Annotated in this window: 24 protein-coding genes and 4 tRNA genes; 13 read left to right on the top strand and 15 right to left on the bottom strand. The window is 56.7% G+C overall.

Going from position 1 to position 24,280, the window contains the following annotated elements:
* The first annotated feature begins 24 nt into the window (after positions 1 to 24).
* Positions 25 to 1,197, top strand: a complete 1,173-nt coding sequence (locus JK232_RS01815) for a glycoside hydrolase family 88 protein (RefSeq protein ID WP_212588693.1) — start codon at positions 25 to 27, stop codon at positions 1,195 to 1,197.
* A 30-nt stretch (positions 1,198 to 1,227) separates the two neighbouring features.
* Here JK232_RS01815 and JK232_RS01820 read toward each other — a convergent pair whose 3' ends face one another.
* Positions 1,228 to 1,941 (bottom strand): GNAT family N-acetyltransferase, encoded by a 714-nt coding sequence (locus JK232_RS01820; RefSeq protein WP_212588694.1) that lies wholly within the window; start codon positions 1,939 to 1,941, stop codon positions 1,228 to 1,230.
* 835 nt (positions 1,942 to 2,776) lie between these two features.
* Here JK232_RS01820 and rcsA point away from each other — a divergent pair.
* Together rcsA and JK232_RS01830 are read left to right on the top strand one after the other, a co-directional pair.
* Entirely contained in the window at positions 2,777 to 3,409 is a 633-nt protein-coding gene (gene rcsA / locus JK232_RS01825) for a transcriptional regulator RcsA (protein ID WP_101835799.1), read from the top strand.
* Between the two features lie 499 nt (positions 3,410 to 3,908).
* The gene (locus tag JK232_RS01830) at positions 3,909 to 5,636 is read left to right on the top strand and encodes a methyl-accepting chemotaxis protein (RefSeq protein ID WP_212588695.1); all 1,728 of its coding nucleotides are present in this window, start codon (positions 3,909 to 3,911) and stop codon (positions 5,634 to 5,636) included.
* Positions 5,637 to 5,671: 35 nt separating this feature from the next.
* On the opposite strand, the gene dsrB is transcribed toward JK232_RS01830, so the two are convergent.
* The 6 genes from dsrB to JK232_RS01860 all read right to left on the bottom strand — a co-directional run bounded on the left by dsrB (position 5,672) and on the right by JK232_RS01860 (position 9,827).
* The gene (dsrB, locus tag JK232_RS01835) at positions 5,672 to 5,875 is read right to left on the bottom strand and encodes a protein DsrB (protein ID WP_079205213.1); all 204 of its coding nucleotides are present in this window, start codon (positions 5,873 to 5,875) and stop codon (positions 5,672 to 5,674) included.
* A gap of 442 nt (positions 5,876 to 6,317) precedes the next feature.
* The gene (gene cspE / locus JK232_RS01840; protein ID WP_072928349.1) at positions 6,318 to 6,527 is read right to left on the bottom strand and encodes a transcription antiterminator/RNA stability regulator CspE; all 210 of its coding nucleotides are present in this window, start codon (positions 6,525 to 6,527) and stop codon (positions 6,318 to 6,320) included.
* A 340-nt stretch (positions 6,528 to 6,867) separates the two neighbouring features.
* Entirely contained in the window at positions 6,868 to 7,209 is a 342-nt protein-coding gene (locus JK232_RS01845; RefSeq protein WP_072928348.1) for a hypothetical protein, read from the bottom strand.
* A 113-nt stretch (positions 7,210 to 7,322) separates the two neighbouring features.
* Entirely contained in the window at positions 7,323 to 8,333 is a 1,011-nt protein-coding gene (locus tag JK232_RS01850) for an AI-2E family transporter (protein ID WP_212588696.1), read from the bottom strand.
* Between the two features lie 436 nt (positions 8,334 to 8,769).
* The gene (locus tag JK232_RS01855) at positions 8,770 to 9,420 is read right to left on the bottom strand and encodes a metallophosphoesterase (protein WP_072928346.1); all 651 of its coding nucleotides are present in this window, start codon (positions 9,418 to 9,420) and stop codon (positions 8,770 to 8,772) included.
* Between the two features lie 254 nt (positions 9,421 to 9,674).
* Entirely contained in the window at positions 9,675 to 9,827 is a 153-nt protein-coding gene (locus JK232_RS01860; protein ID WP_165698502.1) for a hypothetical protein, read from the bottom strand.
* 725 nt (positions 9,828 to 10,552) lie between these two features.
* On the opposite strand from JK232_RS01860, the gene JK232_RS01865 reads away from it, so the two are divergent.
* Positions 10,553 to 11,299 carry a DUF2076 domain-containing protein gene (locus JK232_RS01865; protein ID WP_072928345.1) on the top strand — a complete coding sequence of 249 codons (747 nt, stop codon included), beginning with the start codon at positions 10,553 to 10,555 and terminating at the stop codon, positions 11,297 to 11,299.
* A gap of 24 nt (positions 11,300 to 11,323) precedes the next feature.
* Here JK232_RS01865 and JK232_RS01870 read toward each other — a convergent pair whose 3' ends face one another.
* From JK232_RS01870 to JK232_RS01880, 3 genes are all read right to left on the bottom strand, one after another.
* Complete coding sequence (locus JK232_RS01870) at positions 11,324 to 11,587, bottom strand: hypothetical protein (protein ID WP_072928344.1); 264 nt, start codon at positions 11,585 to 11,587, stop codon at positions 11,324 to 11,326.
* Between the two features lie 98 nt (positions 11,588 to 11,685).
* Positions 11,686 to 12,033, bottom strand: a complete 348-nt coding sequence (locus JK232_RS01875) for a phage holin family protein (RefSeq protein WP_072928343.1) — start codon at positions 12,031 to 12,033, stop codon at positions 11,686 to 11,688.
* A 78-nt stretch (positions 12,034 to 12,111) separates the two neighbouring features.
* Positions 12,112 to 12,285 carry a hypothetical protein gene (locus tag JK232_RS01880; RefSeq protein ID WP_165698501.1) on the bottom strand — a complete coding sequence of 58 codons (174 nt, stop codon included), beginning with the start codon at positions 12,283 to 12,285 and terminating at the stop codon, positions 12,112 to 12,114.
* Positions 12,286 to 12,610: 325 nt separating this feature from the next.
* On the opposite strand from JK232_RS01880, the gene JK232_RS01885 reads away from it, so the two are divergent.
* Positions 12,611 to 12,994 carry a helix-turn-helix domain-containing protein gene (locus JK232_RS01885; protein ID WP_072928341.1) on the top strand — a complete coding sequence of 128 codons (384 nt, stop codon included), beginning with the start codon at positions 12,611 to 12,613 and terminating at the stop codon, positions 12,992 to 12,994.
* Positions 12,995 to 13,169: 175 nt separating this feature from the next.
* On the top strand, positions 13,170 to 13,547 hold the full coding sequence (locus JK232_RS01890; protein ID WP_072928340.1) for a hypothetical protein: 378 nt from the start codon (positions 13,170 to 13,172) through the stop codon (positions 13,545 to 13,547).
* 133 nt (positions 13,548 to 13,680) lie between these two features.
* Here the strand turns inward: JK232_RS01890 and JK232_RS01895 are convergent.
* Positions 13,681 to 13,770 (bottom strand) — tRNA-Ser (locus JK232_RS01895).
* A 93-nt stretch (positions 13,771 to 13,863) separates the two neighbouring features.
* Here JK232_RS01895 and mtfA point away from each other — a divergent pair.
* The 4 genes from mtfA (at position 13,864) to JK232_RS01915 (ending at position 15,807) form a co-directional block, all read left to right on the top strand.
* Entirely contained in the window at positions 13,864 to 14,631 is a 768-nt protein-coding gene (gene mtfA, locus JK232_RS01900; RefSeq protein ID WP_072928582.1) for a DgsA anti-repressor MtfA, read from the top strand.
* Between the two features lie 99 nt (positions 14,632 to 14,730).
* A tRNA-Asn gene (locus tag JK232_RS01905) sits at positions 14,731 to 14,806 on the top strand.
* Positions 14,807 to 15,018: 212 nt separating this feature from the next.
* A tRNA-Asn gene (locus tag JK232_RS01910) sits at positions 15,019 to 15,094 on the top strand.
* Positions 15,095 to 15,267: 173 nt separating this feature from the next.
* On the top strand, positions 15,268 to 15,807 hold the full coding sequence (locus JK232_RS01915) for a P-loop NTPase family protein (protein WP_101858068.1): 540 nt from the start codon (positions 15,268 to 15,270) through the stop codon (positions 15,805 to 15,807).
* Positions 15,808 to 15,889: 82 nt separating this feature from the next.
* Here JK232_RS01915 and fusA read toward each other — a convergent pair whose 3' ends face one another.
* On the bottom strand, positions 15,890 to 17,992 hold the full coding sequence (fusA, locus tag JK232_RS01920; RefSeq protein ID WP_101855278.1) for an elongation factor G: 2,103 nt from the start codon (positions 17,990 to 17,992) through the stop codon (positions 15,890 to 15,892).
* 223 nt (positions 17,993 to 18,215) lie between these two features.
* Here fusA and JK232_RS01925 point away from each other — a divergent pair, with 223 nt between their 5' ends.
* On the top strand, positions 18,216 to 18,527 hold the full coding sequence (locus JK232_RS01925; RefSeq protein ID WP_072928338.1) for an ArsR/SmtB family transcription factor: 312 nt from the start codon (positions 18,216 to 18,218) through the stop codon (positions 18,525 to 18,527).
* A gap of 110 nt (positions 18,528 to 18,637) precedes the next feature.
* Here the strand turns inward: JK232_RS01925 and JK232_RS01930 are convergent, their stop codons facing one another.
* The 3 genes from JK232_RS01930 to nac form a co-directional block, all read right to left on the bottom strand.
* Positions 18,638 to 18,880 carry a hypothetical protein gene (locus JK232_RS01930; protein ID WP_101836241.1) on the bottom strand — a complete coding sequence of 81 codons (243 nt, stop codon included), beginning with the start codon at positions 18,878 to 18,880 and terminating at the stop codon, positions 18,638 to 18,640.
* Positions 18,881 to 18,922: 42 nt separating this feature from the next.
* Entirely contained in the window at positions 18,923 to 20,401 is a 1,479-nt protein-coding gene (locus JK232_RS01935; protein ID WP_072928336.1) for an EmmdR/YeeO family multidrug/toxin efflux MATE transporter, read from the bottom strand.
* Between the two features lie 299 nt (positions 20,402 to 20,700).
* Complete coding sequence (gene nac / locus JK232_RS01940; protein WP_101836245.1) at positions 20,701 to 21,621, bottom strand: nitrogen assimilation transcriptional regulator NAC; 921 nt, start codon at positions 21,619 to 21,621, stop codon at positions 20,701 to 20,703.
* Between the two features lie 369 nt (positions 21,622 to 21,990).
* On the opposite strand from nac, the gene JK232_RS01945 reads away from it, so the two are divergent.
* Positions 21,991 to 22,066: transfer RNA gene (locus JK232_RS01945), tRNA-Asn, on the top strand.
* A gap of 420 nt (positions 22,067 to 22,486) precedes the next feature.
* The gene (locus tag JK232_RS01950; RefSeq protein WP_212588697.1) at positions 22,487 to 24,217 is read left to right on the top strand and encodes a hypothetical protein; all 1,731 of its coding nucleotides are present in this window, start codon (positions 22,487 to 22,489) and stop codon (positions 24,215 to 24,217) included.
* Positions 24,218 to 24,280: the final 63 nt, after the last annotated feature.

Below are 24,280 nucleotides of genomic sequence, written 5' to 3' on the forward strand. Positions count from 1 at the left end.
ATTTTCACTGACAAGGAGTACGCCATGAGCCATCCCCCCTTTATTGCCCGGCCACAGCCGGACCGCGCCGCCCTCAGCGCCCGGCTGGAACAGGCCTGGGCCACGGTGCTGACCCGTATTGACGCCGGGATGGCCGCCTTCGGCGACCGTTTCCCGTCGGAAACCTGCCTCCACGGCCACTATCAAGCCCGTGATAACGTGGAGTGGACGCCCGCTTTCTGGAGCGGCCAGCTCTGGCTGGCGTGGGAACACAGCGGCAACCCCGCTTACCGGGCGCTGGCTGAAAGGCATGTGGTCAGTTTTGGCCGGCGGATTGTGCAGCGGATCGACACCGCGACCCACGATCTCGGCTTCCTTTATAGCCTCTCCTGCGTGTGTGCCTGGCAACTGACCGGCGACCGGGCCGCGCGCGGCATCGCCCTGCTGGCGGCCGAGGCCCTGCTGGAGCGGTTTAACCCCCAGGCCGGGATCATTCAGGCGTGGGGGGATCTTAACGATCCGGCGCAGCGCGGGCGGATGATCATCGACTGTAACCTGAACCTGCCGCTGCTCTACTGGGCAAGCGCGCAGACCGGCGACCCGCGCTTCGCCGATGCCGCCCGCACCCATGCCGGCCAGGCGGCGCGTTATCTGGTGCGGCCGGACAGCTCGACGTATCACACCTTTTATATGGACACCGTGACCGGCGAGCCGCGCTTCGGCAATACCCACCAGGGCTATGCCGATGACTCCTGCTGGGCGCGTGGGCAGGCGTGGGGCATTCTCGGCTTTATGCTGAGCTGGCGCTATACCGGTGACGCGGAGATGGTGCGGCTGGCGCAACGGCTGGCGGACTACTTCCTGCAACGCCTGCCGGAGGATGGCGTCTGCCATTGGGACCTGGCGCTGCTCGGCACCGACGCCCTGCGGGACAGCTCAGCGGCGGCCATTGCGGTGTGCGGCCTGCTGGAGCTTTCTGCCGCCCTGCCCGCCGCCGGGGCCGACCGCGGGCGCTACGAGGCAGCCGCACTGCATATAATGGATTCGTTGACGCAGACCTATCTGGCTGCGCCGCAGGAGCCGGGGACCGGGCTGCTGAAACATTCGGTCTACCACCTGGCGGATAATAAAGGGGTGGATGAGTGTTGCAGCTGGGGGGATTACTTCTATATGGAGGCGCTGACCCGGTTGACCCAGGTGTGGCAACCTTACTGGTAACCGCAGCCGGGGCATTCCCCCGGCTGCATCTTATGCCGGGTGCTGCGGCATAAATGCCTGCAAGCGGCGGTGCTGATGGCCCGCCCCATCAAAGTTGTCCGCCGCCAGCCACTGGGAGAACGCCTGCCTGATGGCCGGCCAGTCGCTGTCCAGCAGCGCGAACCAGTCGGTGTCGCGGTTACGCCCTTTGCTCACCATCGCCTGGTGGAAACGCCCCTCGTACCGGAAACCGTAGCGCAGCGCCGCTGCGCGTGAAGGGGCATTCAGACTGTCGCACTTCCATTCACAGCGCCGGTAGCCCAGTTCATCAAACAGGTAGCGCAGCATCAGGAAAATCGCCTCGGTGCCGGCGCGCTGCCGTTGCATCCGGGGTGACCAGTTAATCCAGCCTATTTCTGCCACGCCATGCGCAGGGTCAACGCGCAAAAACGCCGCGGTGCCGAGCGCCTCGCCGCTGGTTTTATCAATGACGGCCATGTGCAGGTCTTCCGCCCCGTCCAGCGATGCCAGCAACTGGCGGAACGCGGCTAAATCCGCCGGGCGTTCAACCGGCAAATAGGTCCACCCTTCGTTATGCGGGATACTGTAATAGGCATCAAACAGCGACTGGGTATGGCGCTCTGCCATCAGCGGCTCCAGGCGGCAATAGTCACCGGGCAGAGTAATACGCGCCGGGCGCGGCCGGGCCGACCATGACGGCAGGTCTTCCCCCACCGGCTGGCCGAAATGATTAATCACAGGCATAGGTATCATCCTTGTTATGGTCATTGGCCCACTCCCGCTTATGAAAGAAACGGCAGCGCGGGCGGTATAGGTGAAAAAGAGGATGTTTGATTTTTGTTATGTAAATTCTGAGGTTACATAACAAAATTTGAGCAACCGGTTAACGATAGCACAGGCCTGATAAAATGAAATAGTCCAGGATGATTTCATGAATTGTTCAGCAAAACAGATAATTCATTAGTCTAAAATGCTTTTACTTCACAATTCAGGACAAAAACCGTACGGCATCTCTGTAAAATGCGTTACAAAAAGGACTTCTATACGTGATTTAAGTTTCAATAGTGTTACTTTCTTGTGCATTTACTGATCTTTTTTTAAGTGCTTATCATTTCCAGCAAAGGCGCATTTCCATAAGTCATTGTTTATAAAAAGTAAAGCCCAACAGAGACTTGTACAAAAAATAGACTTAAGACAAATTCTGATATTTAGTCAATCAGTAGGGTGTAATAGATGAATTATTTTTAACTATCATGCAAGACTGGATTCTTTGACTAACCTTCTCTCCTCCAGGGTACAAGCCCGCCAGCACCGTCAATCCCGGTAATACTCCTACCCGAAAGGAGGTATCCGGCTCTTTTTTTCCTGTCAGAACCCGGTTTACCAGGCACCACTGACTTAAGGCAAATTTATAGTTAGTGTGAGATCAGCGGTTTAGTCTGAAATTATCATTGAACTGGTGATAGGTTTGTTGGTAGAACATACACCAACGTGATGTATCTGATCTATTTTCTCGTCTTCAGGATTTTTCTTACTGTAATTTAACGGTTAAAAACGGATTTAATTGAGGGGTTCTCTTATGCCGACGATCATTATGGATTCATGCAGCTATACACGCCTGGGTCTGACCGATTACCTGACAAGTAATGGCGTCAGAAAGAAACATATAAATGCCATTAACGACCTGGAAAGCCTTCAGGAACGATGCAGTAAATTAAATCCCAACGTTGTGTTTATTAATGAAGATTGTTTTATTCATGAAACCAACGCAAAAGAGCGGATTAAACGTATTATAATGCAGCATCCGGATACGTTATTCCTGATTTTCATGGCGATTACCAATATCCATTTTGAAGAGTATCTCTTTGTTCGCAAGAACGTGATTATCTCTTCAAAAGCGATTAAGCCACAGACCCTGAACGAGCTGCTGAAAGGTTACCTGGAAAAGACCAGCCACGCGGCAGAGCAGCGCCCAAAGATCGATGTGACGCCGGTAACGCTGAGCCAGACCGAGTCTAACATGCTGCGCATGTGGATGTCCGGGGAAGGCACCATCCAGATCTCTGACAAGATGCAAATCAAAGCAAAAACGGTCTCGTCACATAAAGGCAATATTAAACGTAAAATTAAAACCCATAATAAGCAGGTTATTTATCATGTGGTGCGCCTGACTGACACCCTGACCAGCGGTATTTATGTCAACACCCGGTAATCCGTTTTATTTTTTCACACCAAGAATGCGCTAAATAAGCTATTGTCATTTTTAATTACTGCGGTAATTAAAAATGAGTGAATTCACCAGTTACTTTTTTTGCGCTTTTACCCCACCGGCGTTTTACCCGGTGGGGATTTTTATTCCCCAGCCTGATTCCCTATTCTACTGCGTCGCTGTTTTTATTTTTTCCTGCTTTACACCCTGAATAAAATTTACGACCGTACCGTTATTTTATTTCACCTGAAATCCCCCATTTTATTTCACTTTTCATCCGCTTTTAAGAATCCTCTTATGTCACCCCGGCAGAATTTTCCACTGCCCCGCAGGGCGCATCACGCCTGGCTTTTCCCTCCTTTGCGCCCCACATACACGCGCGTGCGCCCTTCCCTGACCGCGATTAAAGCTTTGATTTTTACGGCCGATAACAGCCCGGCATACTCTTCTGTGCGATTTGCCTGCACAGGGTTATTTTTACACCTTGCAACGAGTCACTATTATGAATGCGTCTTCACACGCTGAAGGTTCCTTACCGACCGGGGTGATCGGAAACACCCGTCTGGTCACGTTGTTTATCGTGGTGCTGAGCAGCATCCTGCTGCTGTTTGCGGTTTCTATTGGGGCGTCCAGCTATTTCCTGAAGGAGAGTAACGATGCGCTGGTCAACAATAACCAGGAGATCGCCACCCGGAAAGCGCTGACGGACAGCGCCAACCAACTGAGTACTGCCCGCCTGATCATGATTCAGGCTGCCTTTGCCTCCCGCGTGAACGACACCACGCTGTTCCAAGAGGATATTAAGGCCGCGAAAGTGATGATTGCCCAATCCCAGGCGTCGTTTGACCACTTTATTGCCAACAGCAAACGCAGTGAGTCCGGCACCCAGTTCAATGCCGAACTGACCCAGGCGTATAACCTGTACCGTGATATGGGCATCACGCCGATGCTGGCCGCCACCGAAGCGGGCCAGTTTGAGGATGTGCTGGCGCTGGAGTCCGCGACGCTCAGCAAGCTGGAGCAGGACTACCGTAAGCCGGTATCAGCCTCTTCGGCGTTCCGTACGGCGCAGGCGAATGAGATCAATGAGCACGCCCGCGCCAATGCCGGCCGGGGTTACCTGATGATGGCGCTGGCTTTCGCCGCGGCGCTGGGGCTGTCTCTGCTGACTTACGTGGTGCTGCGCCGGGCCGTTGTCGCCCCGCTGCTGATGCTGGTTAACCGCATCCGCCAGATTGCCGCCGGTGACCTGACCCTGCCGGCCATGCGCCCCGGCCGCAATGAGATTGGCGTGCTGGCGACCAACCTTGACCTGATGCAGCAGGCCCTGGCGGAAACCGTGTCCGCCGTGCGTGAAGGCGCCGAGTCGATCCACCAGGGATCGACCGAGATCGCCTCCGGCAACACCGATCTCTCTGCCAGGACGGAGCAGCAGGCCGCGTCACTGGAGCAGACCGCTGCCAGCATGGAGCAGCTCACGGCCACCGTGAAACAGAACTCTGACAACGCCCACCATGCCAGCCAACTGGCGGCCAACGCCTCCAATAAAGCGCGCCAGGGCGGCACGCTGGTGAATGACGTGGTCAGCACCATGGAGAGCATCTCCAAAAGCTCCGGCAAGATTGCCGAGATCACCACGGTGATCAACAGCATCGCCTTCCAGACCAATATCCTGGCGCTGAATGCGGCGGTAGAAGCGGCCCGTGCCGGTGAGCAGGGGCGTGGGTTTGCGGTGGTGGCCAGTGAAGTGCGTAATCTGGCACAGCGCAGCGCCGATGCGGCGAAAGAGATTGAAACGCTGATTGAGGAGTCGGTGACGCTGGTAGGGGAAGGTGCCGGGCTGGTGGCCAACGCCGGTGATACCATGCGTGAGATTGTGTCGGCAGTCACTAACGTGACAGACATCATGGGCGAGATCGCTTCCGCATCGGATGAGCAGAGCCGCGGCATTTCTCAGGTGAGCCAGGCGGTGTCGGAAATGGACAGCGTGACGCAGCAGAATGCCTCATTGGTGCAAGAGGCTTCTGCGGCGGCAGCGTCACTGGAGGCGCAGGCCGCCCGCCTGACGCAGTCCGTAGCCGTGTTCCGGCTGAACGGCCGCCAGAGCACCGCCCCGGCCCGCCCGGCAAGCACCGTGAAAAGCGCGCGTACGCCTTTGCCTACCATCGTGCCTGATACCGCCGGTGCGCGCACCGGCCGGGTCAATGACAGCGACTGGGAAACGTTCTGACGTCAACAAGGGCAGCCGCGGCTGCCCTTTTCTTCTCAGGAAGAGGATGGCGGCGTGCGCGGCTCAACAAAGGTGCCGTCCAGGCTGTCGACTTCATTGAAGAACCAGATGCCGGTGGGATAGTCCTCCAGCTGCACCAGATACATGACCCCTTCGTTAAATTGTTCCACCGCCAGGATGACGCCTTCCCGGCGTGGCCCACCGTCTGTTTTTACCGTCACCAGATCATTGACTTGCATGGCGTTGCCTCGCGTATTGACGCACAAAATGAAATGCAGGCCTACAGGCTACCACAGAGTGGCCGGGGGTGTCTTTCGCCGCATATTTTCAAAATCTTAACACTTCACCGCGAGAAATCTGTCAGGGCTTTCACCTAGACTACGCCTGTACTACCCCCCAAAGTAGTAGCTTCAAAAAACGATGTAACAAGGAACTTTGCCCGCTCACCGCGGGCTTTTTTTTGCCTGTTTTCCGGCGCACGCGCGGATCAACGCCCATAAAAAAACCCGCCGGAGCGGGTGACAGTCAGGCCAGACAGGCTGCCTGTAAAAACAAAAAACCCGCCGGAGCGGGTAGCTATTTTTATAGACCAACAAAACAAAAAACCCGCCGAGGCGGGTTTTTTTAAATCTCGTTAACGGCGCGTCAGCTCATGATAAGCGTGCTGCGCAGCAAGGGAGATTAGATAGCGGTAACGTTAGCCGCTGACGGACCTTTAGCACCGTTCTCGATGGAGAACTGTACGTTCTGGCCTTCAGCCAGGGTCTTGAAGCCGGTGTCCTGGATGGCAGAGAAGTGTACGAACACGTCTTTGCTGCCGTCAGCCGGAGTAATGAAGCCAAAGCCTTTAGACTCGTTGAACCACTTAACCTGACCTTTCATCATAGTCATGATAAATTCCTTAATATTAAAAATGTGACGCCGAAGGCGATATATAGCCGGCTTTCAGCCATTACTTATGAGGCACTCAAAAGGAAATTCGTCACAGAAGGGCTATCAACGATAACGCTTGGATTGAAACTTCTTTACTCAGGATGTCGTGCATAAATAGGTCTGTACCACAGGCCGAGATGCATTTACTCATAGCGCAGAAGTAATAGCAACTCTTTTTATGACGCCCGATGATGATTGCCGTGATTTTCAGCGCCCCAAAACGGGGGCCTGCCCCCCGTAAAGGCAGCAGGGGCGCGGCCCCGGCGGGTGTTGCGCCCCTGCTCTCCCCTGCCGGTTTTCAAGGTAAAATTTCGGATACCGTATGCCGGACATAGGCGGTTATCTGCGCCAAATCGTCCGGCTTGGCATGGTCGCCGCCAATCTGCCGCACTTTTTCATCGAGCTGGGCGATGTCCTGCTCCACTTTATGTGCGATCTGGACCTGAACAATTTTGTCCACTGAGGCAATCAACGCCCGCAACACCGCTTTAATGGCGAACGTTTCACAGAACGAATCGTAAGTCTGACCATTTACCGTGGGAGGGCGGGATGCCGGGCGGGGCGCAAGCGCTTTCAGGTTTTCTACATGTTCAATAATAAGATCGATATCTTTGAGTAACTGATCTAACTCTTTTGCCACTTTTTTTCCTTCGCCCCCCGAAAACCGGGAAGAATATCATCCGCGCCACAGCGGGAGAAGCCACTGCCGGTTGCGGCACGCACATTTATTTTCCCGGCCGCCTGGGGCCGGGGTCAGATCAGCGCAGCGTGGCGCAATTCATTTTTCAGGTATGCATAGTAAATCGGGGCCGCAATCACCCCCGGCAGGCCAAAGGCGGACTCAAAAATCAGTATCGCCAGCAGGATCTCCCAGGAGCGCGCATTGATGCGGGTGCCGACAATCCGGGCATTCAGGAAATACTCCACTTTATGGATGATGATGAGGTAACTCAGCACCAGCAGCGCCACCCACAGCGACAATGACAACCCGACGATAAAGATCAGCGTATTCGACAGCAAATTACCGATGACCGGGATCAGGCCGCAGACAAAGGTGACCACCACCAGCGTTTTTGCCAGCGGCAGGTGGATGCCGAACAGCGGCAGCACGCCGAACAGAAACGCCGCCGACAGCACCGTGTTAATCAGCGAAATTTTGAACTGGGCAAACACGATATTGCGGAACGCCGAGGCCAGCAACTGCATACGCTGCAACAGTTCCGCTTTCAGGGGCGGATAGGGTTGCGCGCTGTCATCACGTTGCAGGGAGACAATCGCCCCCAACACCATGCCGATCAGCATCGTAATAAAGGTGTGGGCCGCATTTTTGCCGATATTTTGCAGCATCACGATGTGGTCGCGCAGCCATTTCAGGAACTGGCGCTGTAACTCTTCGATGTTGGTCGGCAGGTAATGGGACATCACCGGCGACAGCCGGGACTGCGCATCTTCCAGCAATGACGCCACCCTGGCGTTGAATACCGCCGAGTTTTGTACATCCTGCATCAGGAAACTGATGATGCCGGTCACGGCCGCAATCAGGCCGCTGACCACCGCCGTACTGATTAACGCCACCACCAGCCAGCGCGCACGGTCACCGCTGATGATCTTCTGGAAATGCGGCGTCAGGGCATTCACCAGCTCGTACACCACAAAGCCGGCAATAAAACAGCCCAGCAGATGCAACGGCAGCAACAACAGTAAGCCGCCCAGCATCACCACCAGGCTTAACCAACGAATTTGATTCAACGACATGATCTGCATTGCAAAAGTCCTTATGCCCTACACCGCGCACGGAACGCGCCCGGCGCATCATACCATTTCAGGCAAATGTCTCGCAGCGCCCATTTTCCCTGTTGCCCGTACCAGGGCCGGGCGCTGCCCTGCCCGGCCGGTTTACGGCGTTTAATAAGCGTTGTTGCCGATTTCACCTGGTGAAATTCCTCAAAAAAAGTGAAAAACAGCCAGCCTGCGTAATCTTTTATTACCCCATCAGCGGCCGGATAATAGCGCTGATGGGCGTTAATATTCTGTTATCGTGCATTAATTATCCATTACGCCTGTTTTGCGGCGACATTAACAGCGTTCATGATACTTAACTGTTTTTATTTCCCCGTCAAAAATACATTAAGAGTATTGATCGATAGTAAACCGGTTATTTCCGCCGGAAAAAACGGAATAAAGGCAGAAAAAAAGCGGGTCAGGCGGATTTAATCCGTAACAGACTCAGGCGTCCGCCAAATACGGCACCGGTATCCAGATAGAGTTGGTTAAGAAATTTAAGCGGACGTTTCAGGGGGGTATGGCCGAAGATAAACAGATCGGCCCCGGCAATCCGGTTGCCGCGCCCTTCCAGCGCCCCGGTAATGCGTTTGCGGCTCCAGACGACATCTTCCGCGTTGACCGGCTGGTCATATTCATAGCGTTCGGCCGGATAATCGGCGTGGGCCACCACGATATGCTGCGGGAGATGGGTGACTTCAATCACCAGCGGCAGGGCGTCACAGCGGTGGATCAGCGTTTCCGCCCGCTGCCGCGCCTCCCCTTTCAGGCGGTAGAACCAGTCACCGCCGTTGCGCTGCCAGTGGAAATCCACCCCGCTCAGTAATGCCATCAGCGCCATCTGTTCATGGTTACCCATCACCATGCTAAACCAGGGCGCGTCCAGCAGCCCTAAGCAGCTCAGGCTTTGCGGCCCGCGGTCGATGACATCCCCGACGGCGATCACCAGATCCTGCTGCGGATCAAAGTCACGCGCCTGGAGCTGCTGTTGCAGCGCCTGATAACAGCCATGCACGTCGCCTACAACAAAAATTTGCCGGTAACGGCTGCCGTCAATTCGGTGGTACATCGCAGGGTGGCCCTCACTGGACAAAAAATCGTACGCAGATAAGGAGTATAGCGGCTACCACCGCAGGAGAGGGAGGTGAAAAGCAGAAACAGGAACACGTACCCGGCCGCGGGTGCCGGGTACGTTTGCGCGTCATAAAAAAGACGCATCCTAAGTCAAAAAATAAAAGTGCGTGGCGTAAGTCAGGCCAATTTATTTTTTAAATCAGTGCTCAATGACTGAATGGCCGCAGCAGGGTCAGGCGCGTATTACGCTCAGCCGTGACCATGGCTGTGGCGGCGGCGCAGTGACATCATCCGCGGACGCACGATAAGTTTTTTCTTCTCTTTTTCGCCGCGATACATTTTGAACGCGTAGACAGAGAACGAGAGTAATATAACGGCCAGGGCGAACCAGACAATAAGCATGAAAACCTCCGTAACAAGAGACTATTTAAATCAGTATTCCTAATTATTTCTTATGTGCGAAATATCTTAGACACTCAAAACATCACACACCCGCTCCCTGGGTGCAATCGGTGAAATATAAAACCTCCGGTTATTTTATGACTTTTCACTTTTTGCGCATCGTACAGCGGGGCACGTAAGTGAAATAAAATTATTTCACCTCTTTTTCTTGATTTTGATCAAGCAGATAGCAAAAAGCCCATTTTTAACGATGATTTTCCTGAGCCGAGGTGCCGGAAGCGCAAAAATGCGTGTTTTCTGGGGCTTTGCCATTTTTTTTGGTTAATCCGGCTGTTCAAACCACTAAAAATGCCAAGGTTAAGCGCACAAACCATCTGTCAGGCTAATAAATCCCAGCAATATTCCACGCAGAAGCCTATGCATCGTTTTTTGCCGCGGCTGTCAACCCCCTGCCGGCCGCGTGATCGCCGCTTATGCGAAGTGAAATCACATTCAGAGTTATTTTGCGCTGTCTATAGGCGTCGGACGAAACCTGAAAAAGCCCAAAAAAGCGCCATATGAACGATGTGGTAACACATTTCTGCCCGGCTTTACTTTTGAATTCTGTATTTGCCCCAATTAACAGGCTAACGTCATCTATTATTAACGGACATACGCAGTTAACCGGCGGCCATACGCCTGCCGTATCAACGTAATACGGCGCTGCACCACCACTGGAGGTTTCTATGCAATCTGAAGAACAGCAACTTATTGATGGTTTGTTTGATCGTCTCAAACAGGCTGAATCACAAACCGGCGCGCGCGACCAGGCCGCCGAGCAGCGTATCCAGGCGCGCATCCGCGAACAACCGGCTGCGCCTTACTATATGGCGCAATCCATCATCATCCAGGAAGCGGCGTTGAAACGCATGGATCAACGCGTGAAGGCGCTGGAAGCGCAGGTGAATACGCTGCAACAGCAGGCGGCCCAGTCCCAGCAAAGCAGCGGCGGTTTCCTGTCCAACTTATTCGGCGGCGGCCATCGCCCTGCCCCGCAGCAGACGCAAAATTATCAGGCTGCCCAGCAGAACCAGGCCGCCTGGAACAATGCCCCGCAACAACCCTATTCACAGCCTGCCGCCCCGGTTCAGGCTGCACCTTCACGGGCCGGCAGTTTTATCGGCGGTGCCTTGCAGACGGCAGCCGGTGTGGCGGGCGGGGTGATGCTGGCGGATATGCTGACCGGCATGTTCCACCATTCCCAGCCGGAAGAGATTGTGAACATCATCAATGATGAGCCGATGCCGGTGAATACCGCAGAAGATCAGAACATGTTCCAGGAATTTGATCAGTCCAACAATCTGGATACCTTTAACGGCACGGACGATCGTTACGCCAGTAATGGCTTCCTCGATAATCAGAATGACACGTTCGGCAGTGATGACAGTTTCGGGGATGACAGCTTTAACAGCGACGACGACTCGTTCCTGTAATCCGCCTCTGTCAGGTGTCTGCGGTCAGCCCGCAGGCACCTTTTCTTTGCCTTCGATATGGCGCAGTTTCTGTTTATAGCCTCTGGCCTTACGCCGTTTGTTGAGCGCCTGCCAGCCGGCCGTCAGGCAGATGCCGCCGGAAAGCAGCATCGGCCCTGCCGGGTGGCCGGTGGCCGCCATGAGGATAAAATAGAGGCCGGCGATCACCGCCAGCCACATCGCGCTGTGGCTGATGCGGTGTTTTTCGTGCACCTGCCGGCGCAGGCGCTCTTTTTCACTGATTCCCATGTGTTTTCCTTATTATTGGGGAAGAAGGAACACTGATATGGGGGCAGTTTCTTAATAATTCAATAGGTTACTGGAATTCTTTTTCAGCCGGCCGCCCTCTACTTTTTTTCGGAATCAATAAACGGCGGGATTTTGCGGCTCTCCCAGGCCGATAAAATGGCCTCGCGGATGCGGTCCGCCCCGATAAAGCCAACAAAAATGCCTATGATCGGCATCCAGGACGCGTGCAGCCCGCTGGTCCGCATCGCGGCCACCACCGCCAGCGTGGTCAGCACACAGACCAGGCCACCAATCAGCAGCGACAGGCCGCGCCGCCCCTCGGCCAGCCCAGACCAGCAAGAGACAATAAAGGCAGATAAGCCGGTGAAGAAACCCAGCGGGTGGTTGGTCAGCCAGATGCCGACTTGTAACAGGTGGGAAAACCAATCCGGTTCAGACAGTGGCATAACGCCTCCAGACCAGAAATATGTACCGGCGGCACGGGTGCGCCGGGCCACAAGCGGGCAGCGCACCCTCCGGCCCGGTTACATCGGGACGATTTTATAGCCGTATTGGTTCAGCAACGCCTCATACGACTCCGGAGTAATAATAATTTGGTCGTCTGCAAGGGGTAACACCCAGATCACCTCCTCTCCGTCGGTATAAAGTTCATACCGTCCCCCAGGCGCAATAAATTCACGTAAATTGTCGAATGTCATAGCCATCGTTCCGATTAATTGTTCATCCCCTGCGGGGGCCTGTCCATTTAATCCTTTCGCGCGAATTTATATCTAAGACCTGAATGAACTATCCATCAAATTAGCCGCGCTAACCTATAAAGATGGAGGTGCAATAACAGGCCAGGCTGAGCAGGCCGTATCGCGTGAATACAGCACGGGTCCGGCGGCTCATTTTTTCTCAGTGAGGGATACGGCACCTGATAATAACGGGTGTAATACCAGCATAGCACCTAAGCTTAAGGCTTACAATGAACTCAACTTTAAGCTTATTTATAAGCGTAAACCTTATGGGTATACTCGATCGATGAAATCATTAAACCGTAGTGACCACGCCCTGGCCGTCAGGCTGGATGAATTGCTCAGGATGAAGGGTATCTCAAAGGCAGAGATGGCCCGTATCGCCGGTGTCAGCCCGCAGTCGGTGAATGGCTGGTACCGCCGCGGGCAGATCAGTAAAACCTCTGCCCTGCGCCTCTGCGCGACGCTGAGTGTGCCCTTGCCCTGGCTGCTGGGCGAAGAGGTGGAGCCCGAGTCGGGGTTGACCTCACGTCAGCAACGGATGCTGGATTTGTTCGATCAGCTGCCGGATCTGGAGCAGGAAAATATGCTGGCGGTCTTCGAGCAACGGCTGAAAGAACTGGATGCCCTGACCGAAAGCTACCTGCTGCGCCGGAAACGCGACACCTGAACCGGCCTGTAAGGCCTTGTCTCATCCGCCCGCTTATAAGCCTAAAGTTGACAAATTATACACCATAGGCTTAACTTTTTATCACGATATTCCCTCATTGATACGCTTCATCACTCACTGTGCATCATCGGCTGCCGGGCATTTCCGGCAGCCGCCCTTTCAGCGGGAGGCCACAATGTGCGCCCAGACTGCAGATAAAAAAACGCGTCCGAAAACCTCAGCGGCCTGCCTGGCGCTGGCGGCAGAAAACGCGGCCCTGAAAACCCGGCTGCTTGCCGCCCGCAAACTGGCCGGGTGCGGCCGGGTGGTGTTTGCTATTCAGGCATTGGGGGGTGCCTTGCAGGATCTGCCGGTCACCAATGCCGTGATTGCGGATATCGAAGCCCAGGCGGCAGAAAAGGTGGCAGCGCACCTGCGGCAACAGGCGTTGCGCGCCCGCCAGAAAGGCTATCTGGCGCAGGCCAATGCGCTGAACCACGCCGCGGCCATCACCGCACAATTTGCGCTGGGCTTGCAGCCGCTGAATATCGCCGCCACAGGGAAACGTAAGTAACAGAAAACCGGGATCAGTCAGGCAGAAAGCGTAAAGAAAAACATTCAGGGGAACACATTGACAGGAAAAGCAGGAGGAATCATCACTGCGGGAGGTTTATCACAGACAGGAAGCAGCGTAAGTGCTTGAATAGTGGCGGAGAGAGGGGGATTTGAACCCCCGGTAGAGTTACCCCTACTCCGGTTTTCGAGACCGGTCCGTTCAGCCGCTCCGGCATCTCTCCGTAATTGCGGTTGCCATCATGCCCTGTTTTACGGCATTTTTACAGCACTAACCGGTGCCCGGACGTTCGAGTGATCACTTTGCGAGCAAGATGATGATTAAGTGGCCGTGGAAAGCAACCCCTCCCCCTCCTCCCCCGTTTGAACAGTGGCCGGAAGCCCTGGCGATTCCGTTGTTCGCCGCGTTTACCGACGAGGAAAAACAACAGATTACCCAACTGGCCGCCCAGTTTCTGCGGCAAAAACGCCTGGTGCCGTTACAGGGGCTGGTGCTGACCCCGCTGATGGAAGCGCGGCTGGGGCTGCTGTTTGTGCTGCCGGTAATGTCGCTTGGCCTGCCGTGGCTGGACGGCTTCCATGAAGTGCTGATCTACCCTGACCCGTTCCTGGTGGAGGATGTCTGGGAGGATGACGCCGGGCTGGTGCACAGCGGGCCGGTGGTGCACGCCGGGCAGAGCTGGGATCAGGGGCCGGTGGTGCTGAACTGGCAGGATGTGCAGGACTCGTTTGATCTTTCCGGGTTTAACCTGGTGGTGCATGAAGTGGCGCACAAGCTGGACCTGCGTAACGGCGGCGTGGTGAACGGCGTGCCGCCGATCCCCTTGCGGAGCGTGGCGGGCTGGGAGAAAGCGTTGCATGCCGCGATGGAAGCGATTCAGGAAGAGAGCGATCTGGTGGGCGATGCCGCCGCCAGCCTGGACGCCTATGCCGCGACTGACCCGGCGGAGTGCTTCGCGGTGCTGTCCGAATACTTTTTCAGTGCACCTGAGCTGCTGGCCGACCGTTTCCCGGCGCTCTACCCCTATTTTGTCAGCTTCTACCGGCAAGACCCGCTGGCGCGCCTGCAACGCCAGCCCGGATAAACGCCGGATTGTTTAGTTGCTGAGCAGTCAGCAGTGTGATGTCACTTTGCCGTTGACAGGGTCAGGGCGTATGGATATGATGCGCCCCGTTCACACGATTCCTCTGTAGTTCAGTCGGTAGAACGGCGGACTGTTAATCCGTATGTCACTGGTTCGAGTCCAGTCAGAGGAGCCAAATTCGAAAAGCCTGCTTTTAAAGCAGGCTTTTTTCGTTTATCTATTTCTCATCATTATTTTGCCTGTTCGTCAGGCCGCAGAATAAAGAACGTGCACGGTATGCTGTTATTTTCTGCCGTTTGGTCATAATGCCAGCAAACAAACCGTTACGCTTTTTTCTGCTTTGACAAGGCCGGTACGCATCGCTATTATGCGTCCCGTTCACACGATTCCTCTGTAGTTCAGTCGGTAGAACGGCGGACTGTTAATCCGTATGTCACTGGTTCGAGTCCAGTCAGAGGAGCCAAATTCGGAAAGCCTGCTTTTTAAAGCAGGCTTTTTTCGTTTGGGCCTGTTTTTCGTGTGCGGAATTAACCGCCCTCTCCCCCATTTTTAATCACAGCCCTTATCATCACGGCATCATCCCTATGGCACCGGCACACATCGCTCCCCCTGTGTTCTGGACACGGAGTCACACTGATGAAGAAATTTATCCCCCTGTCTGACCTCGGCCCCCGTATCTGCATCCTTGGCCCCTCGAACAGCGGTAAATCGACCCTGGCGCACGCCATCGCCCGCAAAACGGCCTGCCCGGTGGTGCACCTTGATCAGCTCTATCACCTTCCCCACACCCGCTGGCAGCCCCGGCCGGAGGCGCAGTTTCTGGCGCTGCACCGCGCGGCGGTTCAGGAGGAGCGCTGGGTAATTGAGGGAAATTACACCCGCTGCCTGCCGGAGCGGCTTAACCGGGCGACCGGGGTGATTCTGCTGGATATTGCGTTACCGCATATGCTGCTGCGCTATGTGCGCCGCACGCTGTTTGAACGTGACCGGGTGGGCGGCATTGAGATGGGAAACCAACGCGATCACCTCACGATTGAGATGCTGAAATACCTGATCGTGACGACGCCGCACAACAGAACAAGGCACCGGCAATGCCTTGCTGATTGCGCGCAGCCCACGCTGTTTCTCTCCTCACCGGCTGAGGTCAGTGCCTGTTGGCAGGCGTGGGCACTGTGAACATCCCGTGGGGAACGTAAAAATGCCGCACCGGGGCAGCCCGGTGCGGCATCGGTCAACGCACGGCGTTTACGTCCGCGGGTTACGCATTCCCCCGCGCGGCGATGATCGCCTCCGCCACGTTGCGCGGCGCTTCTGCATAGTGGTCAAACTCCATGCTGTAAGAGGCGCGCCCTTGCGTCATGGATCGCAGCGTGGTGGCATAGCTGAACATCTCCGACAGCGGCACTTCAGCGCGGATCACCCGTGCACCGTGCAACTCATCCATGCCCTGCACTGTGCCGCGGCGTGAGGACAGGTACCCCATCACCCCGCCTGCGTACTCTTCCGGCGTTTCGACCTCAACTTTCATGACCGGCTCCAGGATCACCGGATCGGCCTGTTTCGCCGCCGCTTTGAAGCCGAAAATGGCTGCCATGCGGAACGCCATCTCGGACGAATCCACCTCATGGTAGGAGCCGAAGGTCAGCGTGGCCTTGAGATCCACCACCGGGTACCCCGCCAGAATGCCGTTGTTCAGCGCCTCACGGATGCCCTTCTCCACCGACGGAATGTACTCACGCGGCACCACGCCGCCTTTGGTGGCATCCTCAAAGCGGAACCCGCTGCCGGGTGCCAGCGGTTCCAGCGTCAGCACCACATGGCCGTACTGGCCTTTCCCGCCGGACTGGCGCACAAATTTCCCTTCTACGTCACGCACCGTTTTACGGATGGTTTCGCGGTACGTCACCTGCGGGCGGCCGATATTGGCCTCCACGCCGAACTCACGCTTCATGCGGTCAACGATGATCTCCAGATGCAATTCGCCCATGCCGGAGATAATGCTCTGCCCGGACTGCTCATCGGTGTGCAGGTGGAAAGAGGGGTCTTCCGCCGCCAGCCGTTGCAGCGCGATGCCCATTTTCTCCTGGTCGCCCTGGGTTTTCGGCTCGATGGCCAGGGATATCACCGGGTCCGGGAACTCCATCCGCTCCAGGGTGATCACCGCCTGCGGGTCGCAGAGGGTTTCCCCGGTGGTGACCTCTTTCAGCCCGACGCAGGCCGCGATGTCCCCGGCGCGGATCTCATCCACCTCGTGCCGGTCATTGGCGTGCATCTGCACAATACGGCCGATGCGCTCTTTCTTGCCTTTGACCGCGTTGAACACGCTGTCGCCTTTGCGCAGCACGCCGGAATAGACGCGCACAAAGGTGAGCTGGCCGACGTAGGGGTCGGTCATCAGCTTGAAGGCCAGCGCGGAGAACGGCTCATCATCGGCGGCATGGCGCTCCGCCACCTGGCCTTTCTCATCCACGCCCTGCACCGCCGGGACATCCACCGGTGACGGCATCAGGTCAATCACCGCGTCAAGCATCCGCTGCACCCCTTTGTTTTTGAAGGCGCTGCCGCACAGCATCGGCTGGATCTCCCCGGCCAGCGTGCGCAGGCGCAGCCCGAGCGTGACTTCCTGCTCCTCCAAATCGCCCTGATTCAGGTATTTATCCATCAGCGTATCGTTGGCTTCCGCCGCGGCCGACACCATTTTCTCGCGCCATAACTGTGCGACCGGCATAAGATCCTCCGGTACCGGCGCATAGCGGAACGTCATGCCCTGGGTGGCGTCATCCCAGTAGATGGCGCGCATTTTGTTGAGATCGACCACGCCGCTGAAGTGCTCCTCACTGCCGATTGGGATCACAATCGGCACCGGGTGGGCGTTCAGGCGGTCAATCATCATCTGCACCACGCGGAAGAAATCCGCGCCCGCGCGATCCATTTTGTTGACGAACGCCAGCCGCGGCACGTGGTATTTATTCGCCTGCCGCCATACGGTTTCCGATTGCGGCTGCACGCCGCCCACCGAGTCATACACCATCACCGCGCCGTCCAGCACACGCATGGAGCGCTCCACCTCGATGGTGAAATCGACGTGCCCCGGCGTATCAATAATGTTGATGCGGTGTGGCTCGACACTGTTGTCCATGCCGGGCCAGAAGCAGCTCACCGCCGCCGAGGTGATGGTGATCCCGCGCTCCTGCTCCTGCGCCATCCAGTCAGTGGTTGCCGCGCCATCATGCACTTCCCCCAGCTTGTGGCTCATCCCGGTGTAGAACAGGATGCGCTCCGTGGTGGTGGTTTTACCGGCATCGATGTGCGCGGAGATGCCGATGTTGCGATAACGTTCGATAGGAAGGGTTCGGGGCATGATGCGTCCTTAGTCAGTGACACTCACAGGCCGGCACCATTGCCGGCCATCAGGTTACTGCGGATCAGCATAATACAACCGTACGTGTATCGTCGAACTATTTGCGCTAAAATTAACCACATCACCCGCCCGTGATGAGTTGGTCCGGGCCTGCCATGATTGGTATAGTAGCGGCCCGGCGGCGTAGGCCGCCGCCGCTGAATTCATGCTCAACAGGAACACTATGATTGCCAACCACCCGGAAACGGATCAGATTCGCCTGGAAAATGTGTTGCTGGCGTTAGGCAACCCGCTGCGGCTGGAAATTGTCAGGACGCTGGCCAAAGAGGGCGAACAGGCGTGCGGTGCGCTGCGGCGCGACGTGGCGAAATCCACCATGACCCATCACTGGCGGGTATTGCGCGACAGCGGCGTCATCTGGCAGCGGCCGCAAGGGCGGGAAAACCTGATTTCACTGCGGCGGGATGACCTGAACGCCCGTTTTCCCGGTTTGCTGGATACGCTGATGGCGGTCATGGACAGCCCGCAGGCCTGAGTGGAGGGGTGACCCTGATCTCTGCCGTAAAAAAAACACCTGCCGGTCAGGGCAGGCGTTCAGTGCACAGTTCGTTCCAGTAGCAGTAGCGCAGGCTGAGGCGGTAGCGGCTATTTTCCATAATGCCGCTGCACCGAAGGATGGAACGTCAGCCCATACAGCGCACTGGTGGGGATCAGCACGTCGCACAGCGCGGCGGCATCCACCTCGTACGGCGGCCGGGGTGCGGCCGTGCCTGGGGTGCGGTGAAATAAAAAGGCCAGTAAACGCGTCATGCCATCCTCCGGGGTCAGGGTCAGTGTGGTGCACAACCCTGAGTAGACCGCGTTTTTGCCGCCAACGGAAATACGCATTTTTGCGCTGCTTAGTGAAAAAAATGCGGATGCCCTGCCGGATCAGCGGGAGCTTCTCGCTTTCAGCCAGTGCGTTTTCACCGGCGCCGGTGCCACCTCGCCCTGTTTCAGCCGCGGGTATTTCCACAGCCAGCGGCCGCTGACCATCCGCCAGTAGAAGAAGGCACCGCGCACCGTCCAGTCCAGGAACATCCCAAGCCAGACGCCGACCACGCCCAGGCCGAGCACAATCCCCAGCGTGTACCCGGCGACCACGCGGCAGCCCCACATGCCCAGCATCGACACCCACATCGCGAAGCGCGCATCCCGTGCGCCCTTCAGCCCGGACGGCAGCACCCAGGAGGCCGCCCAGATCGGCATAAACAGCGCGTTGAGCCAGATCAGGTGTTTCACCACCTCTTTCACATCCTCCTCACGGGTGTAGAACGAGGCGAACAGCCCGGCGAACGGCGCGGTACTCCAGGCGATCAGCGTTAACCCAATGGTGGAGAGCCAGAACACATGGCGCAATTGCCGCTCCGCCTGCCCAATCTGCCCTTTGCCGAGCCGTTTGCCGACGATGATGGTGGAAGCGGAGCCAAGTGCGCTGCCCGGCAGGTTAATCAGTGAGGCGATGGAAAACGCAATAAAGTTACCGGCAATCACGTTGGTGCCCATGCCGGACACAAACATCTGCGTCAGCAGTTTGCCGCCGTTAAACAGCACCGATTCAATGCTGGCCGGCAAACCGATGGCCAGCACTTCCCACAGAATATTCCATTTCAGCGGGGTGAAATAACTGCGCAGGGTAATGTGCAGCGCCGGGTTAAAGCCGATCATCAGCACATAGATAATGCCGATGGCGCCGATATAGCGTGAAATGGTCAGCCCCAGCCCGGCCCCGACAAAGCCCAGGCCGTCCCAGCCAAACAGCCCGTAAATCAGGATGCTGCTGATGATGATATTGAGGATGTTCATGCCGCCGTTGATCAGCAGCGGGATTTTGGTGTTGCCGGCGCCGCGCAACGCGCCGCTGCCGATCAGCGCAATCGCCGCCGCCGGGTAACTCCAGACGGTGGTTTGCAGGTAGGAGAGCGCCAGCGCTTTCACCTCCGGCGTGGCGGCCCCGGCAATCACGTCAACAATCTGCTCCCCGGCCAGATGGATGCCGCCCGCCAGCAGCACAGACACCACCGTCATCAATACCAGCGACTGCCGCGCCGCAGCCCGCGCCCGTTTATGGTCACGCTTACCGAGGCTGAACGCCACCACCACTGTGGTGCCGAGATCCACCGCCGCGAAGAAAGAGAGCACCACCATGTTGAAGCTGTCTGCCAGCCCGACCCCGGCCATCGCCTCTTTGCCGAGCCAGCTGACCAGGAAGGTGCTCAGCACCCCCATCAACAGGACGCAGGTATTTTCCAGGAAAATAGGCACCGCCAGCGGCGTGATTTCACGCCAGAACAGCACCCGGTAACTTTTACGGTTGGTATACCAGCGTGTGCTGGCAACGCGCTGGTGCACGGCATTGATGACGTTCAAGATTGGCCTGCGAGAAGGTAAGTGAAACCACATTTCAAATAATGATTTACAAACGCCTATCCTGCAAAGGCTTTTTTTTACTCATTTTTTCGATCGCCTTTTTTGCACCTTCTGCCCGGCAATAAAGCCCGCGGCAGGTGCAGCCCGGCCACGCCGGCGATACTTATCATGCCGGCGATACTTATCATGCCGGCGATACACGGCGGGGGGCGGGGGGCGGGCGGCACACCCTGAAAAAGGATTCGCCGGGCGGCCCCGCCTGCAACGTGCGCGCCCGGATCGATTTTTGCGGTGTGCCGTTACGCCACGGCAGCCATGCGGGTGGCGGAGGGGGATTCGCTCATCAGGGACAACAGGATCTCTTTCACCGCGGCGGCGGCGGCAGAGAGCGGCAGGCTGTCGGAAAGGCAGAGCGAGAGCGGCACCTGCAGCGCCGGGCAGTTGATGCGTGACACCCATGCCCGCGCCGGGCCGGCCAGCGCCCGCGCGGCGGACTCCGGTAAAATGGTCGCCCCCAGCCCGCTGGCGACGGCGGCCGTCAACGTCGGCACGGATTCAATCTCACCAATCACCGTGGCCTGCAAACGGCGCAGCGCCAGGGCGTCATCCACCAGCTTGCGCATCACATGGTGGCTGCGCGGCAGGAACAAATTGAGTTTCGCCACCTCAGACAGCTCAACCGACGCCCCTGGGTTGGGTACCGCCAGCGTGCCGACCAGGTAGAGATCCTCTTTCAGTAACGGCGTATAGCACAGGCCATTGGCCGGTTTATTGCCGTAGAGCATCGCCATATCCACCCGGCCGCTCACAATCGCTTCGCCCAGCGCACTGCCGATATTTTCATCTAAATAGAGCAGGATGCCGGGGTGTTGTTCGCGTACCGCCTGCAACAGCGGCAATGCCAGCTGGGAGGCGGCCGAGCCGGGCGTCAGCCCTACAGAGACCTGGCCGCTGAGCGCCTGCCCGACGCCGGTGACCGCATTCTGCGCCTGTTCGCACTGGCGCAGGATGGTCTGCGCATGGGCATACAAAATATTTCCCGCCTCGGTCGGCGTGACGCCGCGCTTGGTACGGATTAACAACTGCTGCTTCAGCTCTCCTTCCAGCGTCGCCAGTTGCTGGCTCAGCGCAGGCTGGGCAATGTGCAGGATCTCTGCGGCCTGGGTCAGACTGCCGATCTCGACGATTTTCACAAAGTATTTTAACCGTCTTAAATTCATCGCTGCCTCCAAATGCATCAGGAAAGGGATCACCTGATAAGGGTCAGCAAGAAACAGGCCAGAGTCGCTGCGTCACCGTATGGCCCGGCGTGCGGCGGCGCTAATCCCCCGGAAAGTAACGTGAAACCGCTCTGCCCTGCGTAATCCAGGCCGGGGCTGGCCGCTGTTGCCTGCTGCCCTGCCCCTTGCCGGTGCACCAACATAATGCAAACTTATGGCTCGCCGCACAGCCCTAAGCCGCCGTGATGCCCCCGCATCCGGTTACGCCACGCACAAATTGGCGAAGGTTGCAGCAAACAGTTCTGCAAATGAAATCCGGGCTTTGACAAGCCCCCGGCAGGCCGTTATTATCCGCCCCGTTCACACGATTCCTCTGTAGTTCAGTCGGTAGAACGGCGGACTGTTAATCCGTATGTCACTGGTTCGAGTCCAGTCAGAGGAGCCAGATTTAAAGAAGCCCGCGCAGGAGACTGTGCGGGCTTTTTGCTTTTCCCGCGTCCCTTTATTTTTCTTTTCCTGTTTATCGCCAAAAACGCTGTTTATTGGTTATGACTCTTTAATAATTCACATTAGCTGAATAAAAGTTCCGCCTTTATTTCATGCTAATCTGTGACAGCACACAAATTTCCCCTGCCGGCCACGTTTCTTTATCGTTAAATACTTTTTCATACTGGCTTCAGGGAGGGGAAATTTGCCGTTTCCGGCCTAAAAAACCCTCAAAAAACAAGTAAAACAGTTATATAGATTAATAAGAATTATTCCGCTGTTATTCATTGGACGCCGCCCCGCCACTCCATTACAACTACAGAGGGTGATCACCTGATTCATTTATTTTCCTTACCCTATTTATCATGAGGAATGCCTGATGGACAGTTGCAAAGATATTGCTACCCTGCGCACCATTGAACCCACCAAAGACGGCCAGTTTATTATGGTGATCAGCTATTTTTCCGACTGGCTGACAAATGGCGGAAAACCCAGCGGCGGCGGCCCGTTTGTGGCGCTGATGAGTGATAAAACCTCGCCCGATGATAACGGCGAATATATCGTCACCAAAGGCGGCCACCGCTGGCACCGGGTCGCCGAGCAGCTTTTGCCGGTGGATTTTGGCTGCACCCCCGGCGGCACCAAAGACTGCACCCAGCATATGCGCGCCTATCTGAAGGCGTCGGCCAATAAAACGGTGATTTTCCAGAACGGGCCGTGGCGGGTCAGCGGCACGCTGGATTTCACCCTGATCAAACGCGTGATGGCCGATGACTCCGGCCGCTTTAAGATCAACCCAAAAGGCTTTGACGGCGACTACGCCATCATCATGGGCGACCCGACCGACCAACCCAACAGCGGCCGCAGCAGCCGGCTGGTGATTGACGGCGACCTGGTGGTGGACTGCGACAACCGCGATACGGAGCTGAACGGCATTTACATCAAAGGCCAGTGGTTTGTCGGCGGCCATATCCGCGTCAGCAGTTTCAACGGCACCGGCATCAATATGGATTCAGTCTGGGATTCCACCTTCGAGCGGCTCAGCGTGGAACGCTGCGGCAACCTGAAAAAATGGGCGCTGGAGATCGGCTCCTCCGGGGACACCTTCAACGCCACCCATATTTCATCAATCCAGTGTGAACAGGCCTACCACCGCGGTATTTTCATCAACAACAACGTCCGCAATATGTTTGACAACATCCACGCCGAGCGGCTGATTGTGCTCACCGAAGATGACGGCACCACCGGGCTGGCCTCCGGCCTGAAGTACCAGAACCACAACATCATCATCGGCAACAGCACCATTAACCAGGTGTTTATGGATGCGGCGCTGGAGGACTCCGTCACCGGCCAGAAACCGGGCGTGACCACCAAGCTGTCGGTCAACATCGGCACCGATCGGGCAGAGGTCAGGAACTTCAACGCCTCCGGTGCCGTTTGCAGCACCAGCTACGGCACCAAATCGGTGTTCAGCAGTTGCCGCTTCGGCAGCTGGTATATCGCCTCCCCGGCGTCCCACCTCACGCTGGCGGAAGCGGAAGTGGATGACCTGCTGATGGTGGAGCGCGATGTCACGCTGATTAACCCCACCGTGGAAAAGCTCGATTTCCGCTACAACGCGCAGAATGTGAAGATTATCAAAGGCGAACTGAAAGACATCTCCCTGTCGAGCAACATCCTCGGCAACATCACCTTCTACGACACCAAAATCACCGGCAAGGTGAACGGCACCAAAGTGGCGAGCAGCGGCTATATGCCGATAACATTCAACAACTGCATTTTTACCGGGACGTATGCCGGGGCCTACCAGTCCACGGCGATCGTCAACGGCGGCCATATCGCCAATGCCGCGCTGGTTTCCGGGGCGGCGGTACAGTTCTACAACGTGACGTTCGACAGCTTCAGCTGTACCGGCAACATCAGCTTTATCAGCCGGGGTTGTCAGGCAAAAAGCGTTTCAGGCTGGAAAAACCCCAACCACACTTTCCCGGTCTACCCGGCCGGGACGATAAACGAGCGCATCGGCAAGCCGGCGTCCGGCAACGGCATCCTGTACGTCAACGCCGACGGCACCCCCACCGGCTGGAAAATGGTCGTCACCCTGCCGTAAGCACCTCCCCTGGGGCAAGGGATGCCCCCACCCACCCGCGATAAAGTGTGAACCTGCTCACCC

The organism is Nissabacter archeti (assembly GCF_018257325.1).
Classification (GTDB): Bacteria; Pseudomonadota; Gammaproteobacteria; order Enterobacterales; family Enterobacteriaceae; genus Chimaeribacter; species Chimaeribacter arupi.

Bases quoted from the DNA above. Each gene is read 5' to 3' on its own strand.
- JK232_RS01815 (WP_212588693.1), top strand. From the start codon at position 25: ATGAGCCATCCCCCCTTTATTGCCCGGCCACAGCCGGACCGCGCCGCC.
- JK232_RS01820 (WP_212588694.1), bottom strand. From the start codon at position 1,941: ATGCCTGTGATTAATCATTTCGGCCAGCCGGTGGGGGAAGACCTGCCG.
- rcsA (WP_101835799.1), top strand. From the start codon at position 2,777: ATGCCGACGATCATTATGGATTCATGCAGCTATACACGCCTGGGTCTG.
- JK232_RS01830 (WP_212588695.1), top strand. From the start codon at position 3,909: ATGAATGCGTCTTCACACGCTGAAGGTTCCTTACCGACCGGGGTGATC.
- dsrB (WP_079205213.1), bottom strand. From the start codon at position 5,875: ATGCAAGTCAATGATCTGGTGACGGTAAAAACAGACGGTGGGCCACGC.
- cspE (WP_072928349.1), bottom strand. From the start codon at position 6,527: ATGACTATGATGAAAGGTCAGGTTAAGTGGTTCAACGAGTCTAAAGGC.
- JK232_RS01850 (WP_212588696.1), bottom strand. From the start codon at position 8,333: ATGCAGATCATGTCGTTGAATCAAATTCGTTGGTTAAGCCTGGTGGTG.
- JK232_RS01855 (WP_072928346.1), bottom strand. From the start codon at position 9,420: ATGTACCACCGAATTGACGGCAGCCGTTACCGGCAAATTTTTGTTGTA.
- JK232_RS01860 (WP_165698502.1), bottom strand. From the start codon at position 9,827: ATGCTTATTGTCTGGTTCGCCCTGGCCGTTATATTACTCTCGTTCTCT.
- JK232_RS01865 (WP_072928345.1), top strand. From the start codon at position 10,553: ATGCAATCTGAAGAACAGCAACTTATTGATGGTTTGTTTGATCGTCTC.
- JK232_RS01870 (WP_072928344.1), bottom strand. From the start codon at position 11,587: ATGGGAATCAGTGAAAAAGAGCGCCTGCGCCGGCAGGTGCACGAAAAA.
- JK232_RS01875 (WP_072928343.1), bottom strand. From the start codon at position 12,033: ATGCCACTGTCTGAACCGGATTGGTTTTCCCACCTGTTACAAGTCGGC.
- JK232_RS01880 (WP_165698501.1), bottom strand. From the start codon at position 12,285: ATGACATTCGACAATTTACGTGAATTTATTGCGCCTGGGGGACGGTAT.
- JK232_RS01885 (WP_072928341.1), top strand. From the start codon at position 12,611: ATGAAATCATTAAACCGTAGTGACCACGCCCTGGCCGTCAGGCTGGAT.
- JK232_RS01890 (WP_072928340.1), top strand. From the start codon at position 13,170: ATGTGCGCCCAGACTGCAGATAAAAAAACGCGTCCGAAAACCTCAGCG.
- mtfA (WP_072928582.1), top strand. From the start codon at position 13,864: ATGATTAAGTGGCCGTGGAAAGCAACCCCTCCCCCTCCTCCCCCGTTT.
- JK232_RS01915 (WP_101858068.1), top strand. From the start codon at position 15,268: ATGAAGAAATTTATCCCCCTGTCTGACCTCGGCCCCCGTATCTGCATC.
- fusA (WP_101855278.1), bottom strand. From the start codon at position 17,992: ATGCCCCGAACCCTTCCTATCGAACGTTATCGCAACATCGGCATCTCC.
- JK232_RS01925 (WP_072928338.1), top strand. From the start codon at position 18,216: ATGATTGCCAACCACCCGGAAACGGATCAGATTCGCCTGGAAAATGTG.
- JK232_RS01930 (WP_101836241.1), bottom strand. From the start codon at position 18,880: ATGCGTATTTCCGTTGGCGGCAAAAACGCGGTCTACTCAGGGTTGTGC.
- nac (WP_101836245.1), bottom strand. From the start codon at position 21,621: ATGAATTTAAGACGGTTAAAATACTTTGTGAAAATCGTCGAGATCGGC.
- JK232_RS01950 (WP_212588697.1), top strand. From the start codon at position 22,487: ATGGACAGTTGCAAAGATATTGCTACCCTGCGCACCATTGAACCCACC.